The organism is Citrobacter sp. Cpo030, assembly GCF_030333005.1.
GTDB classification, from domain to species: Bacteria; Pseudomonadota; Gammaproteobacteria; order Enterobacterales; family Enterobacteriaceae; genus Citrobacter; species Citrobacter portucalensis.
This window is the reverse complement of the sequence record NZ_JAOWGT010000050.1, coordinates 107725-124115: the sequence shown is the minus strand read 5'-3', so window position 1 is coordinate 124115 and position 16391 is coordinate 107725. Positions and strand designations below refer to the sequence as shown.

Sequence of the window (16391 nt, the reverse complement as noted above, 5' to 3'; positions counted from 1 at the left end):
TGGATCAAGGCTTCATTTTCCAAATAACGCTACAGTACAGCCAACCTTGCCAGTCTCGTGAATAGCTTGCCTGTACTCCCTCCTCCCGCTAAGCTTTGCGGTCAAACATAAAAACATGATTTCATTTTTAAAGGTAGGGAAATCACCATGGAGCTATCATGGGGCCGCGCGATGTGGCGCAATTTTTTAGGTCAATCACCAGACTGGTACAAACTTGCACTGCTTGTCTTCTTAGTCATTAACCCGATTATTTTTTTCATCAATCCTTTTATCGCCGGCTGGTTGCTGGTGGCCGAGTTCATTTTCACGCTGGCGATGGCGTTAAAATGCTACCCATTGCTGCCGGGCGGGCTGTTGGCTATCGAAGCTGTCATTATTGGCATGACCAGTGCCACGCATGTTCGTGAAGAGGTTGCCGCAAACCTTGAGGTGTTATTGCTGCTGATGTTTATGGTGGCAGGCATCTATTTTATGAAGCAGTTGCTACTGTTTATTTTCACGCGTTTGCTGCTCACTATTCGCTCCAAGACGCTGCTGTCGCTGGCATTTTGTGTTGCGGCCGCTTTCCTCTCGGCGTTCCTTGATGCGCTGACCGTCGTGGCCGTGGTAATCAGCGTTGCGGTCGGTTTTTATGGCATCTATCATCGCGTTGCCTCTTCCCGCGCGGAAGACAACAACATGCTCGATGACAGCCATATCGATCAGCACAATAAGGTCGTTCTTGAGCAGTTCCGGGGTTTTCTGCGTAGCCTGATGATGCACGCGGGAGTCGGTACGGCGTTAGGCGGCGTAATGACCATGGTGGGCGAGCCACAAAACCTGATTATCGCCAAAGCGGCTGGCTGGCATTTTGGCGACTTCTTCCTGCGCATGTCGCCTGTCACCGTCCCGGTACTGATTTGCGGCCTGTTAACCTGTGTGCTGGTCGAGAAATTACGCTGGTTTGGCTATGGCGAAACGCTGCCGGAGACCGTCCGTGATGTCCTGCAACAGTTTGACGATCAGAGCCGCCAACAACGTACCCGTCAGGACAAAATCAAACTGATTGTCCAGGCGATTATTGGCGTCTGGCTGGTCGTTGCTTTGGCCCTGCACCTGGCAGAAGTCGGATTGATCGGTTTGTCGGTCATCATTCTGGCAACCTCGTTGACCGGCGTCACCGACGAACATGCGATAGGTAAAGCCTTTACCGAGTCGCTACCCTTCACCGCGCTGCTCACCGTGTTCTTCTCAATTGTCGCGGTGATTATCGATCAACAGCTCTTTTCGCCGATAATTCAGTTTGTTTTGCAGTCTTCTGAGCATGCTCAACTGACGCTGTTTTATCTCTTCAACGGCCTGCTGTCTTCGATCTCTGATAACGTTTTTGTCGGCACTATTTACATTAACGAAGCCAAAGCCGCACTGGAACAAGGGACTATCAGTCTCAACCAGTATGAGCTGTTGGCGGTGGCAATCAATACCGGGACCAACCTGCCTTCCGTGGCCACACCAAACGGCCAGGCCGCATTCCTGTTCCTGCTGACCTCTGCACTGGCGCCATTAATTCGCCTCTCTTATGGTCGCATGGTGTGGATGGCTCTGCCTTATACTCTAGTCCTGACGCTTGTCGGTCTGCTTTGCGTCGAGTTCACGCTGGTACCGGTGACCGAGTGGATGACTCAAACGGGCTGGTTAGCTACACTTTCATAACAATTAACCGGGCAAATCACTGCCCGGTTTGACTTTTTGCATGATAAATATCCGATTACGCAAATTTTCAATTCCCGCTAGTGGCGCATAAAGTGAATTGGTTTAAACTGCGGTCTCTACGCATGTTGCAGGGAAATGATTATGTTGCGATTTTTAAACCAGTGCTCCCGAGGTCGTGGAGCATGGTTATTGTTGGCGTTAACCGCCTTTGCGCTGGAGCTCGTCGCGCTGTGGTTCCAGCACGTCATGCTGCTAAAACCTTGCGTGTTGTGTATTTACGAACGTAGCGCATTATTCGGCGTGATGGGTGCAGGGCTGGTTGGTGCTATCGCACCAAAAACACCGCTGCGCTATGTGGCGATGATAATCTGGATTTACAGTGCCTGGCGCGGACTTCAGTTAGCGTATGAGCACACCATGATTCAGCTGCACCCATCACCGTTTATGACCTGTGATTTTGCCGCACGCTTCCCAAGCTGGCTGCCACTGGACAAATGGCTGCCGCAGGTGTTTTTAGCGTCCGGTGACTGTGCTGAGCGCCAGTGGTCTTTTTTAACCCTGGAAATGCCGCAGTGGCTGTTGGGGATCTTCGCCGCCTACCTGGTGGTCGCCGTGCTGGTGGTGATAGCACAGCCGTTCAAGCCGAAAAAACGTGACCTCTTCGGTCGCTAATAGAGACGCTCCTTCGGGAGCGTTTTTTTTGCCTTAAATTCATTGCCTGCTGGCATCTATAAGATGTATATTAAATACATCTTATAGATGCCACACCAAGGAGATGTCTTATGTCCCATTTACGCATCCCGGCAAACTGGAAAGTTAAACGCTCTACTCCCTTCTTTACCAAAGACAACGTCCCTGCAGCACTGCTTTCTCACCATAACACTGCAGCAGGCGTTTTTGGCCAGCTTTGTGTGATGGAAGGTACGGTAACGTATTACGGCTTTGCCAATGAAGACGCAAAAGAGCCTGAAGTAAAAGTGGTGATTAATGCCGGTCAGTTTGCGACCAGTCCACCGCAGTATTGGCATCGCGTTGAATTAAGCGACGACGCCCAATTCAACATCAATTTCTGGGTTGAAGATGACAACCATGGAGATGAGATGTATCAGGCGAAAAAGTCTTAAGCCTTAACGCCTGCTAATCGATGGGCGGCTTAGTCCGCCCATGAAGGTTTGTTCAGAATATGATCCTGCCAGTCACGCACTTCCGATTCTTTCACCGCAATATGACGTACTGAAATACGTTCACCGTGCATCGCCGCTTTTGATCCCGTCAGCAGTGGATGCCACTCCGGCAGCCCTTTACCTTCAGCTAGCAGACGATACGCACAGGTCATCGGCAGCCATTCAAAGGTAGGCAGATTATCGCGCGTCAGTTTGATACAGTCAGGCTCGTACTCGAATCGACGTTCGTAATTACGGCACTGACAGGTTTTGATATTGAGCTGCTTACACGCGACGTTAGTAAAATAGATTTCGTCGGTGTCTTCATCCATCAGCTTATGCAGGCAGCATTGACCACACCCGTCACATAATGACTCCCACTCGGCATCGGTCATTTCATCCAGGGTTTTACTTTGCCAGAAAGGTATGTCGCTCATCAGGGTATCCGCTATTGCAATAAAGCTGCACCTTATAACCAGTCTGGCACGCTGATGCAAGTTTTGCCGCCCGAAAAGGCGGCAAGAAGAGATTACAGCACGCGTGTCGTCAGCGTTTGACCATGAAAACTGATAGCCAGTTCATCACCGCTGTTTAACGGCCCAACGCCCGCTGGCGTCCCCGTCAACACAACATCGCCCGCTTTGAGGGTAAAGAAATGACTCATGTAGGCAATCAAAGGAACGATTTGATGGATCATATCCGCCGTGGTGCCGTGCTGACGCTGTTCACCGTTGACCGTTAATCCGAGCATCGTATCCTGTGGATCGCCGTTAAACTCCGCCACCGGAATAAACCCTGACAGCGGGCAAGAGTTATCAAAACCCTTCGCTTTTTCCCATGGCTGCCCCGCCTTCTTCATTTTGCCCTGAATATCACGCAGGGTCAGATCCAACGCGACGCCATAGCCCGCGATGGCTTTTCGCACATGTTCTTCCGTCGCCTGACGTAAGGTCGCGCCAATCAAAACAGCCAGCTCAACTTCATGGTGAACCGAACCCATATCAGATGGGATAACCAGCGGCTGACGCAAATCGCACAGCGCGGTTTCCGGTTTAATAAACAGCACCGGCTCTTCCGGAGGCGTTCCACCCATCTCTTTAATATGGTTGGCATAGTTACTCCCTACGCAAACCACCTTACTCACCGGATAATCCAGCAGAGCACCATGCCAGTTATGATGTTGATACATTACTTTCCCCTAACGTAGTTATCAATTTCAGGTACTGCATCGATGGGGCGTGCTGCTGCCGGATGCAGTTTAACGTTTATCGTCTGGTGTATTTTGTTTCGTCGTGGCCAGATGCTGTTTAAGTAAATCTTCTGGCGGCGGTGGTATTTGTAAATAATAGCCCTGCTCGGTGAGTGCCTGTTTTACTTTTTCCAGATCGGCATTAACCAGCTTTTTACGGCCATCAAGCGGCAACATCATTGCCAGCGTAGGCTGACCAAATCCTTTCATCAGTTCTTCAGGAACTCGCGAGAAATCGTCTTTTTTTTCGACATATAAATAGGTCTGGTCACGTTTACTGCTTCGGTAGATCACACAAAACATATCTTTTACTCTGAATTCACGGAATGGTGGCTTGCCTCAATATAATACTGACTATAACATGCCTTATAGTCTTCGGAATATCACCCCGCGCTGGGGATGATAAATAGCAAATTGAGTAAGGCCAGGATGTCAAACACGCCAATCGAGCTTAAAGGCAGTAGCTTCACCTTATCAGTGGTTCATTTACATGAAGCAGAACCCGAGGTTATTCGTCAGGCGTTGGAAGACAAAATCGCGCAGGCACCTGCTTTTTTAAAACATGCTCCCGTAGTGGTTAACGTGAGTGGTCTTGAAAGCCCGGTAAACTGGTCAGCGCTGCAGAAGGTTGTCGCGTCTACCGGATTGCGCATTATCGGCGTTAGCGGATGCAAAGACGCCAGACTCAAGGCTGAAATCGACGAAATGGGTCTTCCTTTACTGACTGAAGGTAAAGAAAAAGCTATTCGTCCTGCGCCCGTTGAGGCCCCGGCTCCCGTCGCTCCGCCACAAAACGTTACTCCCATCACAAAAACACGATTAATAAATGTGCCGGTTCGTTCCGGTCAGCGCATTTATGCACCACAATGTGATCTGATTGTTACAAGCCACGTCAGTGCAGGCGCAGAGCTTATCGCTGATGGCAATATTCATGTTTATGGAATGATGAGAGGCCGTGCGTTGGCAGGCGCAAGCGGTGACAGGGAAGCGCAAATTTTTTGTACCCATCTGACGGCAGAACTAGTGTCTATCGCAGGTGTTTATTGGCTGAGTGATAAAATCCCAGCAGAATTTTATGGCAAAGCGGCACGTCTGCAATTAGCAGAAAACGCTTTGACAGTTCAACCGTTGAATTGATCCCTTTTTAACAAGGAATTTCTATGGCACGCATTATTGTTGTTACTTCGGGTAAAGGGGGCGTTGGCAAAACCACCTCCAGCGCGGCCATCGCTACAGGTTTGGCCCAGAAGGGAAAGAAAACTGTCGTTATTGATTTTGATATCGGCCTGCGTAATCTTGATCTGATTATGGGTTGTGAACGCCGTGTCGTTTACGACTTCGTCAACGTTATTCAGGGCGATGCGTCGTTAAATCAGGCGCTAATCAAAGATAAGCGTACCGAAAATCTCTTTATTCTTCCGGCCTCACAAACTCGTGATAAAGACGCGTTGACGCGTGAAGGCGTCGCGAAAGTTCTGGACGATCTGAAAACGATGGAATTCGACTTCATCGTCTGCGACTCTCCGGCGGGTATTGAAACCGGTGCGCTGATGGCCCTCTATTTTGCCGATGAAGCGATTATTACCACCAACCCGGAAGTCTCCTCTGTACGTGACTCTGACCGTATTCTGGGTATTCTGGCGTCGAAATCTCGTCGCGCGGAAAACGGTGAAGATCCAATTAAAGAGCATCTGCTGCTTACGCGCTACAACCCTGGCCGCGTAAATAAAGGTGACATGCTGAGCATGGAAGACGTACTGGAAATTCTGCGAATCAAGCTGGTTGGCGTGATTCCTGAAGATCAGTCAGTCCTGCGCGCGTCTAACCAGGGTGAGCCGGTTATTCTCGACATCAATGCTGATGCCGGTAAAGCCTATGCTGATACCGTAGACCGTCTGTTGGGAGAAGAACGTCCTTTCCGCTTCATTGAAGAAGAGAAGAAAGGTTTCCTCAAACGCCTGTTCGGAGGATAAGTTATGGCATTACTGGATTTTTTTCTCTCGCGGAAAAAGAGCACAGCGAACATCGCTAAAGAGCGACTGCAGATTATTGTTGCGGAACGTCGTCGTAGTGACGCCGAGCCACATTATTTACCGCAGCTGCGCAAGGATATTCTCGACGTTATCTGCAAGTATGTACAAATTGATCCCGAAATGGTCACGGTACAACTTGAACAAAAAGACGGCGATATTTCGATCCTCGAACTTAACGTGACATTACCTGAAGCGGAAGAGTCTAAATAAGCTCTTTTGTCGCTAAATCATGGTTACGAAAAAGGCAGATTATTCTGCCTTTTTTATTTTCTATCTCTGACTAACCTATCGAGCATTTATTCCAAAGTAAACTTTGGGTAGTTTTCGGCAAAATAGCGGCGCAAATACTCAACCGTAATACGGATTTTTGCCGACGTCGCCAGCCGGGAGACATAAACCGCCCATATATTGGCGGGTTGATAATACTCAGGCAATATATGCACCAGATGTCCGCTGGCAATGTTGTCGCAAACGTCCCACCACGAACGCAAAGCAATTCCCTGCCCATCCAGACACCATTGATGTACCACTTCGCCATGGTTAGACGACAGCGGCCCCGTAACCTTTATTGAGTGTGCGCCCTCTTTATTACGCATTTGCCAGATACCAAACGGATGGTCGCGTTCTTTAATAACCAGGCAGGGAAATGTAGAAAGATCGTTCAGTTGTTTCGGCACTCCATGCTGCGCCACAAATTCCGGCGAGGCGCACAGAATACGGTAGTTAGTCGCCAGCTTGCGGGCAATCAGGTTCGGCGCGATATCATCCCCGATACGAATATCAAGATCGACGCCCTCATTGACCATATCTACCAGACGGTCTTCAACATCGAACCTCAGTTCTAACTGCGGGTACTCTTTTGCCAGCGCAGACAGCGCCGGAGCGACCACCCGGCGGCCAAAACCAAAGCTACTGATAATTCGTAGCATCCCCTGCGGGATCTGCCTGGCATCGGACAGCTCGTCCATCATCTGATCGACATCCTGCAGGATCCGCTGTGCCCATTCGTAGATCCGCTCCCCCTCTTCCGTGATGGTTACGCGCCGCGTTGTTCGGTGCAACAGCACCACGTTCAGCGTTTGTTCCAACAGGGCAACGCGCTTACTGATAAAAGCCGGAGATACGCCCAGCTCTTCGGCAACGGCGGCAAATCCCGCACGACGGGCAACCAGCATAAAGACGCGTAAATCATTTAACAGCGGCAGATTATTCATGATCTGTGTTTTATGTTTCACCAGTTAGGGGGATTAACTATTAATCAGTCAATTATAGGATACGGGGAAAGTCAATTTTGATGGCGTACAAGTGAGAGCTGCTATGAAGAAAACCTGTCGTATTGCCGCTATCCCCGGAGATGGCATTGGTAAAGAAGTCCTGCCTGAAGGCATTCAGGTGTTGCAGGCAGCCGCCGAGCGTTGGGGGTTGTCACTCAGCTTTGAGCAAATGGAATGGGCCAGCTGCGAGTACTACGCCCATCACGGGAAGATGATGCCGGATGACTGGCATGAGCAGTTACAATCCTTCGATGCTATCTATTTTGGTGCCGTTGGCTGGCCGGAAACCGTACCGGACCACATCTCATTATGGGGTTCACTGCTTAAGTTTCGCCGCGAATTCGACCAGTATGTCAACCTGCGCCCGGTACGCCTGTTTCCAGGCGTACCTTGCCCGCTGGCAGGCAAGCAGCCTGGCGACATTGATTTCTATGTGGTGCGCGAGAACACCGAGGGAGAATACTCTTCACTCGGCGGACGCGTAAGCGAAGGTACAGAACACGAAGTGGTTATCCAGGAGTCGGTCTTCACCCGTCGCGGCGTGGATCGTATATTGCGTTACGCTTTCGAGCTGGCGCAAAACCGCCCGCGCAAAACCCTGACCTCGGCGACTAAATCCAATGGACTGGCCATCAGCATGCCGTACTGGGACGAGCGCGTGGAAGCAATGGCGGCTAACTATCCCGAGATCCGTTGGGATAAACAGCATATTGATATACTCTGCGCCCGCTTTGTGATGCAGCCGGAGCGTTTTGACGTGGTGGTTGCCTCCAACCTGTTTGGTGACATCCTTTCCGATCTGGGTCCAGCCTGTACCGGAACGATTGGCATTGCGCCTTCAGCCAACTTAAACCCGGAACGCACCTTCCCGTCCCTGTTCGAGCCAGTACACGGTTCGGCCCCCGATATCTACGGCAAGAACATCGCCAACCCTATAGCGACTATCTGGGCTGGCGCCATGATGCTCGACTTCCTTGGCAACGGTGATGCCAACTATAAAGCCGCCCACGACGGTATTCTGGCAGCAATTGAACAGGTTATTGCCAGCGGCCCGAAAACGCCAGATATGAAAGGCAACGCCACCACCCAACAGGTAGGTGAAGCCATCGCTCAGGCACTGCGTTAGAGGTCAAACCACGAAATATGAGCCGCGTCACTGACGCGGCTTTTTTATGCGTTTTATGTCGCCAAAAACCTGCGCCAATTCACCTTTTATTATTTCCGTTCCGTGTTTTATTGCTTCACGTATCGGGCAATTGTTTAATTCATGTAAAGAACAAATAATAAAATTGTTAAATACAAAATCACTAATTCCCTACAGCATGATAACAACGACAGGCTAATGCCATACGCGGGCAACTGTGCCCAGGAGATCCCATGTTGAGCAACGTAAAGAAAAAAGACATGCCGCTGATAGCCATCAGTCTGGTGGCTATTCTTTTCATCGCCGCCACACTTAGTCTCTTCCCTCAGCAGTCTGCACAAGTCGCAAATACCCTTTTTAACGGCGTTACCCGGATGCTGGGTTCCGCCGTGCAGATCCTCGTTCTGATGGCGATGGGTCTGGTCGTCTGGCTGGCCACCAGCAAATACGGCAACATTCGTCTGGGAGAAGGAAAAGCGGAATACAGCACGCTGTCCTGGCTGTTTATGTTTATTTGTGCCGGACTAGGCTCCTCCACGCTCTACTGGGGCGTTGCTGAGTGGGCCTATTATTACCAGACCCCGGGTCTGAATATTGCACCGCACTCGCAAAAAGCGCTGGAATACAGCTTACCCTACTCCTTTTTCCATTGGGGGATCAGCGCCTGGGCAACCTACACTCTTGCTTCATTAACCATGGCCTACCACTTTCATGTGCGGAAAAACAAAGGGCTGAGCCTGTCCGGAATTATCGCAGCTATCACCGGTGTGCATCCGCAGGGCGTCTGGGGCCGCCTGGTTGATTTGATGTTCCTAATCGCCACAGTTGGTGCGTTAACCATCTCTCTGGTTGTCACCGCCGCCACTTTTACCCGCGGTTTGTCTGCCCTCACGGGTTTACCGGATAACTTCACCGTTCAGGCGTTTGTGATCCTGTTCTCTGGCGGTATTTTCTGCCTTAGCTCCTGGATTGGCATCAATAACGGTTTGCAGCGCCTGAGTAAAATGGTCGGTTGGGGGGCGTTTTTACTGCCGCTGCTGGTGCTTATCGTCGGCCCGACCGAATTCATCACCAATAACATCATCAACGCCATTGGTCTGACGACACAAAACTTTTTGCAGATGAGCCTGTTCACCGATCCACTTGGCAACGGTGAGTTCACCCGCAACTGGACGGTGTTCTACTGGCTGTGGTGGATCTCCTACACCCCTGGCGTGGCAATGTTTGTCACTCGCGTATCCCGTGGTCGCAAAATCAAAGAGGTTATCTGGGCATTAATCTTAGGTAGTACCGTTGGCTGCTGGTTCTTCTTTGGCGTGATGGAAAGCTACTCCATTCACCAGTTTGTGAACGGTGTGATCGACGTACCGCAGGTTATGGCCACGTTAGGCGGCGAAACAGCCGTACAGCAAGTGTTGATGTCGTTGCCTGCCGGGAAACTGTTCCTGGTGGCGTATCTGGCGATCATGATTATTTTTCTCGCCTCGCATATGGATGCCGTCGCCTACACCATGGCGGCCACCAGCACGCGTAACCTGCAGGAAGGGGAAGATCCGCAGCGTAGCTTACGTCTGTTCTGGTGCGTGGTCATCACTCTGATCCCCTTATCGATTTTATTCACCGGCGCGTCCCTGGAAACCATGAAGACCACGGTGGTTCTGACCGCACTTCCCTTCCTCGCCATTCTGTTGGTGAAGGTTGGCGGTTTTCTTCGTTGGGTACGGCAGGACTATGCCCACGTTCCTGCGCATCAAATTGAAAGTCATCTTCCCGAAACGCCAGTTAACGCCCCCGTTGCGCCACCGGCCGGGACATTACTCAAAGGCGACAATTAAGCGCCAGTAAAAAATCCTCTTACTCACAAATTAAAGGTATTCCAATGAGCAATCTGAGCCCTGAGTTTATTCTGCCGCAAAATTTCTGTGCCAACCCGCAGGACGCCTGGACTATCCCTGCCCGGTTCTATACTGACCATCAGGCCTTCGAGCACGAACAAGAGAAAGTGTTTGCTAAAAGCTGGATTTGCGTCGCCCACAGTAGCGAGCTGGCAAAGCCCAATGATTATGTTACCCGGGAAGTGATTGGCGAGAACATCGTGCTGGTACGGGGTCGCGATAACGTGCTGCGCGCGTTCTACAACGTTTGCCCGCATCGTGGTCATCAGCTGTTGAGCGGCGAAGGGAAAGCGAAAAATGTAATTACCTGCCCTTACCACGCATGGGCGTTCAAACTTGACGGCAATCTGGCGCATGCGCGTAACTGCGAAAATGTCGCCAACTTCGACAGCGAAAAAGCGCACCTTACACCTGTACGTCTGGAAGAGTATGCCGGATTCGTGTTTATCAACATGGATCCGAACGCGGGCAGCGTGGAAGAACAACTCCCAGGTCTTGCAGACAAAGTTATCGAAGCCTGCCCTGATGTGCATGACCTGAAGCTGGCGGCGCGCTTTACGACCCGAACTCCAGCCAACTGGAAGAATATTGTCGATAACTATCTGGAGTGCTACCACTGCGGCCCGGCTCACCCTGGTTTTTCCGACTCGGTTCAGGTTGATCGTTACTGGCATACTATGCACGGCAACTGGACGCTACAATACGGTTTCGCCAAACCGTCAGAGCAGTCATTTAAGTTCGATGAAGGTGTTGATGCCGCCTTCCACGGTTTCTGGCTGTGGCCGTGCACCATGTTCAACGTTACGCCAATCAAAGGCATGATGACCGTTATCTATGAATTTCCAGTGGATGCAGAAACTACGCTGCAAAACTATGACATTTACTTCACCAACGAAGAGCTGACCGAAGAGCAGAAACAACTGATCGAATGGTATCGCAACGTCTTTCGTCCTGAAGATTTACGTCTGGTAGAAAGCGTGCAAAAGGGGCTGAAATCGCGCGGGTATCGCGGTCAGGGCCGCATTATGGCCGACACCAGCGGCAGCGGTATCTCCGAACATGGCATTGCCCATTTCCATAATCTGGTCGCGCAGGTGTTTCAGGAATAACCAGAGGCTGTAACGACAGGTTCCGGCGCATCGTTAAGCCGCGCCGGACAGATTTTTTAGGGAGTGCCGCAATGTCTGATTATCAAATGCAAGAAGTCCGGGTCAGCCGGATTGAGACGATTACCGCGCAGGTAAAACGCTTCACCCTAATGGCGACCTCAGGCCAGCCGTTGCCTGCGTTTCAGGGTGGCAGCCATATCATCGTGCAGATGCGCGATGGCGAGAATCTATACAGCAATGCGTACTCGCTGATGAGTTCACCCTTCGATACCAGCGCCTGGCAAATCGCCGTACGACTGGAAGAGGCGTCCAAAGGCGGCTCACGATATCTGCATCAAAACGTGAAACCCGGCGACACGCTCACGATCTCCACACCAAACAATCTGTTCGCCCTCGCCCCTCAGGCACAACAACATCTGTTGATTGCCGGAGGTATCGGCATCACACCGTTTTTATCGCAGCTCCCGGAGCTGGAACACTCTCAGGCAGAATGGCAACTGCATTATTGCTCTCCCAGTCAGGACAACTGCGCGTTTTATGACGAACTCCTGCAGCACCCCAGCGTCGATCGTATTCATCTGCATCTGTCAAGCGCAGGAACCCGCCTTGATTTATCTCGCCTGCTGGCCGATGTCGAACCCGGCACACATATTTACACCTGCGGGCCAGCAGTGCTCAACGATGCCGTCAGAGAAGCGGCTTCCCTCCATAGACTGGACAGCAATACGCTACATTTCGAACAATTTGCGCTGGAAGATAAAAGCGGCGATGCCTTTACCCTGGTGCTGGCGCGTTCAGGACGCGAGTTTGTGGTCCCGGAAGAGATGACCATTTTGCAGGTTATCGAAAATAACAAAGCCGCGCGCGTTGAGTGCCTGTGCCGGGAAGGCGTGTGCGGCACCTGCGAAACAACGATTCTTGAAGGGGAAGCGGATCACCGCGATCAGTATTTCAGCGACGACGAAAAAGCCAGCCAGCAGAGCATGCTCATTTGCTGCTCTCGCGCCAAAGGTAAGCGCCTGGTGCTTGATTTGTAGCGTTGCGCAGGCCGGGTTAGCAATGGCGCAACCCGGCGAGCCTGGTGACTTACTGCGGATATTCCTGCAGCAGCGCGTTGAGACGATCGGACATCAGTTCGCCACGCCAACCGGAAACCAACTCCGGCAGGGTCTGCTGCGGCTTTAATTTCCAGTGCCAGTTGAGTAGCTGGTTGATTTGACGGCGTGAAGCCAGCAGTTCGACGCTAAGATTATGCTCAGTACTCACCTCGGCAACCAGCGCCTTGATGGCTTTGAACGCTTTGCGGTATCCTGGCATATCCATCAAATTCAGCAGCGGCTGTGGCAGTGATTCTTCCGGTAAAGCCTGCGCTTTTTCTACCAGAGAAATCAGCGTTTTGCCATGGAAGCGAATTTCACTACCGGAAAGGCCTAGGCTGTCCAGTTCACCCAGACTCCCTGGCATATAACGAGCGACCGACCACAGGTGTTCTTCACGCACCACAAAGTTCACTGCCAGATCGCGCTCACGTGCTTTACGCAGTCGCCAGTCGGCAAGCAGTTGCAAGCAGGCCAACTGACGGGTACGCAGCTGCCAGGCGTTAGTGATATCGCGCCATGCGTCTTCAGGCGCCAGAACCTCCTGGCGACGCTGCTGCATTAAGCGGCACTCGTCCAGTGCGGCTGGCAGCCAGCCGCTGGCTTCAGTTTCGACCATCAGTTTTGTGGTGATCGGTAATAGATACCAGACATCAGCCGCCGCGTACTCACACTGACGCTCGGTCAGCGGTCTGGCCAACCAGTCGGTGCGGGATTCGCTTTTGTCCAGCGCCACCCCCGTAAACTCTTCCACCATCGCGGCAAACCCCCACGACAGCGGACGACCGCAAAAAGCAGCCAGAATTTGTGTATCAATCAACGGCTGCGGCAGTTCGCCAAAAGCGTTGAGAAACACTTCCAGATCTTCGCTACCCGCATGCAGGAATTTGGTGATGGCAGTATCACGCAGAATATCGCGCAGCGGCGACCAGTCGGTGATCCCCTGCGGATCAATCAGAGCAACGTGTTTGCCATCAAACAGCTGGATCAGCCCCAACTGCGGATAATAGGTACGCGTGCGAACAAATTCTGTATCCAGGGCTATCGCCGGAAATTCACGGACGGCTTCGCACAGCGTGGCCAACGCGTCGTCCGTGGTGATCATTTGATAATTCAAATCGTGCTCTCTTAGGTTTGCGCCAAAAAAAACGCCGGATTACCCGGCGTTTTCTACTGGCTGACTTAACGCTCAGCCTTTATTGTCCACTTTGGCACGCGCTTCGTCACGTAATTCTCGTCGCAAAATTTTACCAACGTTAGATTTCGGCAACTCATCGCGAAACTCCACCAGCTTCGGTACTTTATAGCCTGTCAGGTGACGACGACAGAAAGTGACCAGCGCTTCATCGGTTAACGAGGCATCTTTCTTCACCACGAAAATTTTCACCGCTTCACCGCTGCTGCCGGACGGAACCCCAACCGCAGCCACTTCCTGCACGCCAGGGTGTTGCATAACCACGTCTTCAATTTCATTAGGGTAGACGTTAAAGCCGGACACCAGGATCATATCTTTCTTACGATCGACAATACGCAGAAAGCCTTCGTCATCCATCACCGCAATATCGCCAGTGTGCAACCAGCCGTCTTTGATGATTTCGTCAGTGGCGTCTGGTCGCTGCCAGTAGCCCAGCATCACCTGTGGACCTTTCACACACAGCTCACCCGGTTCTCCCGGTGGCACTTCGTTGTCGTTGTCGTCCACCAGCTTGACCTCAGTGGAGGGAACCGGTAAACCGATACTTCCGCTGTGGTAGTCAATATCGTGAGGGTTAACACTCACCAGCGGGGCGCACTCCGTCAGGCCATAGCCTTCCAGCAGATACTGCCCCGTCAGCTTCACCCAGCGTTCAGCTACCGCTTGTTGAACCGGCATTCCGCCACCTGCCGAGAGATGCAGTGACGAGAAGTCCAGTTGCTGGAACTCTTTGTTATTCAGCAGCGCGTTAAACAGCGTATTGACGCCGGTCATCGCGGTAAACGGATACTTCGCCAGCTCTTTTACCAACCCCGGAATATCACGCGGGTTAGTAATCAGCAGGTTTTGACCGCCTAGCTCAATAAACAGCAGACAGTTCATCGTTAGCGCAAAAATGTGATACAGCGGTAACGCCGTCACCACCAATTCTTTACCCGGATGCAGCAACGGACCGTAGGTAGCATGAACCTGCTCAAGGTTAGCCAGCATGTTGCGGTGCGTGAGCATCGCGCCTTTCGCCACGCCGGTTGTCCCGCCGGTATATTGCAGGAACGCCAGATCTTCCGACACCACTTCGGGTTTCACATACTGCATGCGGTAACCGTTTTGCAGCGCACTGCGAAACGAGATGGCATCCGGCAGGTTATATTTCGGCACCAGCCGTTTGATATACTTGACGACAAAGTTAACCAGCGTTCCTTTGGCGGTCGACAGCTGATCGCCCATACGCGTCAGGATCACGTGTTGCACAGACGTTTTGTCGACCACCTTTTCCAGCGTATGAGCAAAGTTAGATACGATGACAATCGCCGACGCGCCGCTATCGTTGAGCTGATGTTCCAGCTCGCGAGGCGTGTAAAGCGGGTTAACGTTCACGACGATCATGCCGGCACGTAAAATCCCAAACAGTGCGACCGGATATTGCAGCAGGTTCGGCATCATCAGCGCGACGCGATCGCCCTTTTTCAGCCCCAGGCCTTGTTGTAAATAGGCCGCAAATGCCCGGCTCCGCTCTTCAAGCTTGCGGAAGGTCATCACCTCCCCCATGTTTACAAACGCGGGCTGATCGGCATACCGTCTTACTGAGTGTTCAAAGAGTTCCACCAGGGATTGATAACGGTCAGGATTGATCTCCGCAGGAACACCAGCGGGATAACGGTTAAGCCAAACCTTTTTCAATACATCACCTCTAAAATGCGTATTCGTCGTCATCACAACCCCAGGCAATAAACAAACTGTTAACATAATATTAACTCAGCGTACCAGTTTGTTTATTACACAACGACAAGGTTGCGAAGCACGTCACTATTTATTTTTCTTATATCCACGTTAATGCAGAAACAGCGGACGAGCCGCTGTTTCTTTTACCAATAAAACAAAGAGTTACTCTGTTACTATGGTCTGAACCTGTGCCGGGCCGGGATTGTACCAGCCCCATCCGCCGTAGCCACCGTAAGGCCAGCCACGCGCACCGTAGAACCAGGGGTCGATAGGCTGAGGCGGCATGACAATCTGCTGAGTAATATGCCAGCGTTTATAACCGGTTACCTGCATCAGCATGAATTTATACGGCGTATTACCGATTTTTCCGTCCACCGTACCGCTAATCGGACCGACGACGGTGACCAGTTGTCCGCGAAAATCCACCGGGTCGAGGAAGCCATTTACATCAGCATATATCCGCCCGCGAGAGGCTTCACCCAGCACTGGACGCGCACCACTATCGAGCGGAACGGTGGCAATTTCCAGACGGGATTTTCCCTGCTGGTTCTGAATATCCACCACTTTGCCGCCGAAACGCGCCTCCTGTCCGACATACAGCTGCGGCGCATTCATCACCCGCACCAGATCCTGCTGCGGCGTCGGGCTCGAACCTTTAATCGCATCCGGAATGGTGACGCAGCCGCTAAGCATTAACGCTAAGGCCCCCGCCAACACACCCTTTATTAACTGCTTTTGCACCGCCATATTGTGACTCCCTTTTCTTAGCTTCTGCCCCGGCCTGTTCACAATGCTGTTCACTGACGACTGTACGTCTT

Annotated in this window: 17 protein-coding genes; 10 read left to right on the top strand and 7 right to left on the bottom strand. The window is 51.7% G+C overall.

What is annotated here, in order from left to right; all coding sequences use genetic code 11:
• Positions 1-147 precede the first annotated feature (147 nt).
• The 3 genes from nhaB to OGY37_RS08450 all read left to right on the top strand — a co-directional run bounded on the left by nhaB (position 148) and on the right by OGY37_RS08450 (position 2816).
• Positions 148-1692 (top strand): Na(+)/H(+) antiporter NhaB, encoded by a 1545-nt coding sequence (gene nhaB, locus OGY37_RS08460; RefSeq protein WP_198579615.1) that lies wholly within the window; start codon positions 148-150, stop codon positions 1690-1692.
• Positions 1693-1833: 141 nt separating this feature from the next.
• The gene (dsbB, locus tag OGY37_RS08455) at positions 1834-2364 is read left to right on the top strand and encodes a disulfide bond formation protein DsbB (protein ID WP_003844060.1); all 531 of its coding nucleotides are present in this window, start codon (positions 1834-1836) and stop codon (positions 2362-2364) included.
• Positions 2365-2474: 110 nt separating this feature from the next.
• The gene (locus OGY37_RS08450) at positions 2475-2816 is read left to right on the top strand and encodes a TehB family protein (protein WP_003020940.1); all 342 of its coding nucleotides are present in this window, start codon (positions 2475-2477) and stop codon (positions 2814-2816) included.
• A 29-nt stretch (positions 2817-2845) separates the two neighbouring features.
• Here OGY37_RS08450 and ycgN read toward each other — a convergent pair whose 3' ends face one another.
• The 3 genes from ycgN to OGY37_RS08435 all read right to left on the bottom strand — a co-directional run bounded on the left by ycgN (position 2846) and on the right by OGY37_RS08435 (position 4407).
• Complete coding sequence (ycgN, locus tag OGY37_RS08445) at positions 2846-3292, bottom strand: cysteine cluster protein YcgN (protein ID WP_003020944.1); 447 nt, start codon at positions 3290-3292, stop codon at positions 2846-2848.
• 92 nt (positions 3293-3384) lie between these two features.
• Positions 3385-4044: a fumarylacetoacetate hydrolase family protein gene (locus OGY37_RS08440; RefSeq protein WP_198579572.1), complete on the bottom strand. Its 660-nt coding sequence runs from the start codon at positions 4042-4044 to the stop codon at positions 3385-3387.
• A 69-nt stretch (positions 4045-4113) separates the two neighbouring features.
• On the bottom strand, positions 4114-4407 hold the full coding sequence (locus OGY37_RS08435) for a YcgL domain-containing protein (RefSeq protein ID WP_198579571.1): 294 nt from the start codon (positions 4405-4407) through the stop codon (positions 4114-4116).
• A 126-nt stretch (positions 4408-4533) separates the two neighbouring features.
• Between OGY37_RS08435 and minC the strand changes: the two genes are divergently transcribed.
• Genes minC through minE form a run of 3 tightly spaced genes read left to right on the top strand, consistent with a single transcriptional unit; the run spans position 4534 to position 6347 of the window.
• A complete protein-coding gene (minC, locus tag OGY37_RS08430) occupies positions 4534-5241 on the top strand; it encodes a septum site-determining protein MinC (RefSeq protein ID WP_003833736.1) in 708 nt (235 codons plus the stop codon).
• A 23-nt stretch (positions 5242-5264) separates the two neighbouring features.
• A complete protein-coding gene (gene minD, locus OGY37_RS08425) occupies positions 5265-6077 on the top strand; it encodes a septum site-determining protein MinD (protein ID WP_003020956.1) in 813 nt (270 codons plus the stop codon).
• Between the two features lie 3 nt (positions 6078-6080).
• Positions 6081-6347, top strand: coding sequence for a cell division topological specificity factor MinE (gene minE, locus OGY37_RS08420; protein ID WP_003833739.1), 267 nt, complete (start codon positions 6081-6083; stop codon positions 6345-6347).
• Between the two features lie 86 nt (positions 6348-6433).
• On the opposite strand, the gene OGY37_RS08415 is transcribed toward minE, so the two are convergent.
• On the bottom strand, positions 6434-7351 hold the full coding sequence (locus OGY37_RS08415) for a LysR family transcriptional regulator (RefSeq protein ID WP_003833741.1): 918 nt from the start codon (positions 7349-7351) through the stop codon (positions 6434-6436).
• Between the two features lie 103 nt (positions 7352-7454).
• Between OGY37_RS08415 and OGY37_RS08410 the strand changes: the two genes are divergently transcribed.
• The 4 genes from OGY37_RS08410 (at position 7455) to OGY37_RS08395 (ending at position 12596) form a co-directional block, all read left to right on the top strand.
• Positions 7455-8537, top strand: a complete 1083-nt coding sequence (locus OGY37_RS08410; RefSeq protein ID WP_126317861.1) for a tartrate dehydrogenase — start codon at positions 7455-7457, stop codon at positions 8535-8537.
• A 251-nt stretch (positions 8538-8788) separates the two neighbouring features.
• Entirely contained in the window at positions 8789-10390 is a 1602-nt protein-coding gene (locus OGY37_RS08405) for a BCCT family transporter (protein WP_003833745.1), read from the top strand.
• Between the two features lie 44 nt (positions 10391-10434).
• Positions 10435-11559 carry a carnitine monooxygenase, oxygenase subunit YeaW gene (gene yeaW / locus OGY37_RS08400; RefSeq protein ID WP_126317860.1) on the top strand — a complete coding sequence of 375 codons (1125 nt, stop codon included), beginning with the start codon at positions 10435-10437 and terminating at the stop codon, positions 11557-11559.
• 71 nt (positions 11560-11630) lie between these two features.
• Complete coding sequence (locus OGY37_RS08395) at positions 11631-12596, top strand: PDR/VanB family oxidoreductase (RefSeq protein ID WP_126317859.1); 966 nt, start codon at positions 11631-11633, stop codon at positions 12594-12596.
• Between the two features lie 49 nt (positions 12597-12645).
• Here OGY37_RS08395 and rnd read toward each other — a convergent pair whose 3' ends face one another.
• The 3 genes from rnd to OGY37_RS08380 form a co-directional block, all read right to left on the bottom strand.
• Positions 12646-13761 (bottom strand): ribonuclease D, encoded by a 1116-nt coding sequence (gene rnd / locus OGY37_RS08390; protein WP_003833751.1) that lies wholly within the window; start codon positions 13759-13761, stop codon positions 12646-12648.
• Between the two features lie 84 nt (positions 13762-13845).
• The gene (gene fadD, locus OGY37_RS08385; RefSeq protein ID WP_126317858.1) at positions 13846-15531 is read right to left on the bottom strand and encodes a long-chain-fatty-acid--CoA ligase FadD; all 1686 of its coding nucleotides are present in this window, start codon (positions 15529-15531) and stop codon (positions 13846-13848) included.
• A 204-nt stretch (positions 15532-15735) separates the two neighbouring features.
• Entirely contained in the window at positions 15736-16320 is a 585-nt protein-coding gene (locus OGY37_RS08380) for a Slp family lipoprotein (protein ID WP_003833754.1), read from the bottom strand.
• Positions 16321-16391: the final 71 nt, after the last annotated feature.

Excerpts from the sequence above, each read along its gene's own strand:
- nhaB (WP_198579615.1), top strand. The coding sequence starts at position 148 with ATGGAGCTATCATGGGGCCGCGCGATGTGGCGCAATTTTTTAGGTCAA.
- dsbB (WP_003844060.1), top strand. The coding sequence starts at position 1,834 with ATGTTGCGATTTTTAAACCAGTGCTCCCGAGGTCGTGGAGCATGGTTA.
- OGY37_RS08450 (WP_003020940.1), top strand. The coding sequence starts at position 2,475 with ATGTCCCATTTACGCATCCCGGCAAACTGGAAAGTTAAACGCTCTACT.
- ycgN (WP_003020944.1), bottom strand. The coding sequence starts at position 3,292 with ATGAGCGACATACCTTTCTGGCAAAGTAAAACCCTGGATGAAATGACC.
- OGY37_RS08440 (WP_198579572.1), bottom strand. The coding sequence starts at position 4,044 with ATGTATCAACATCATAACTGGCATGGTGCTCTGCTGGATTATCCGGTG.
- OGY37_RS08435 (WP_198579571.1), bottom strand. The coding sequence starts at position 4,407 with ATGTTTTGTGTGATCTACCGAAGCAGTAAACGTGACCAGACCTATTTA.
- minC (WP_003833736.1), top strand. The coding sequence starts at position 4,534 with ATGTCAAACACGCCAATCGAGCTTAAAGGCAGTAGCTTCACCTTATCA.
- minD (WP_003020956.1), top strand. The coding sequence starts at position 5,265 with ATGGCACGCATTATTGTTGTTACTTCGGGTAAAGGGGGCGTTGGCAAA.
- minE (WP_003833739.1), top strand. The coding sequence starts at position 6,081 with ATGGCATTACTGGATTTTTTTCTCTCGCGGAAAAAGAGCACAGCGAAC.
- OGY37_RS08415 (WP_003833741.1), bottom strand. The coding sequence starts at position 7,351 with ATGAATAATCTGCCGCTGTTAAATGATTTACGCGTCTTTATGCTGGTT.
- OGY37_RS08410 (WP_126317861.1), top strand. The coding sequence starts at position 7,455 with ATGAAGAAAACCTGTCGTATTGCCGCTATCCCCGGAGATGGCATTGGT.
- OGY37_RS08405 (WP_003833745.1), top strand. The coding sequence starts at position 8,789 with ATGTTGAGCAACGTAAAGAAAAAAGACATGCCGCTGATAGCCATCAGT.
- yeaW (WP_126317860.1), top strand. The coding sequence starts at position 10,435 with ATGAGCAATCTGAGCCCTGAGTTTATTCTGCCGCAAAATTTCTGTGCC.
- OGY37_RS08395 (WP_126317859.1), top strand. The coding sequence starts at position 11,631 with ATGTCTGATTATCAAATGCAAGAAGTCCGGGTCAGCCGGATTGAGACG.
- rnd (WP_003833751.1), bottom strand. The coding sequence starts at position 13,761 with ATGATCACCACGGACGACGCGTTGGCCACGCTGTGCGAAGCCGTCCGT.
- OGY37_RS08380 (WP_003833754.1), bottom strand. The coding sequence starts at position 16,320 with ATGGCGGTGCAAAAGCAGTTAATAAAGGGTGTGTTGGCGGGGGCCTTA.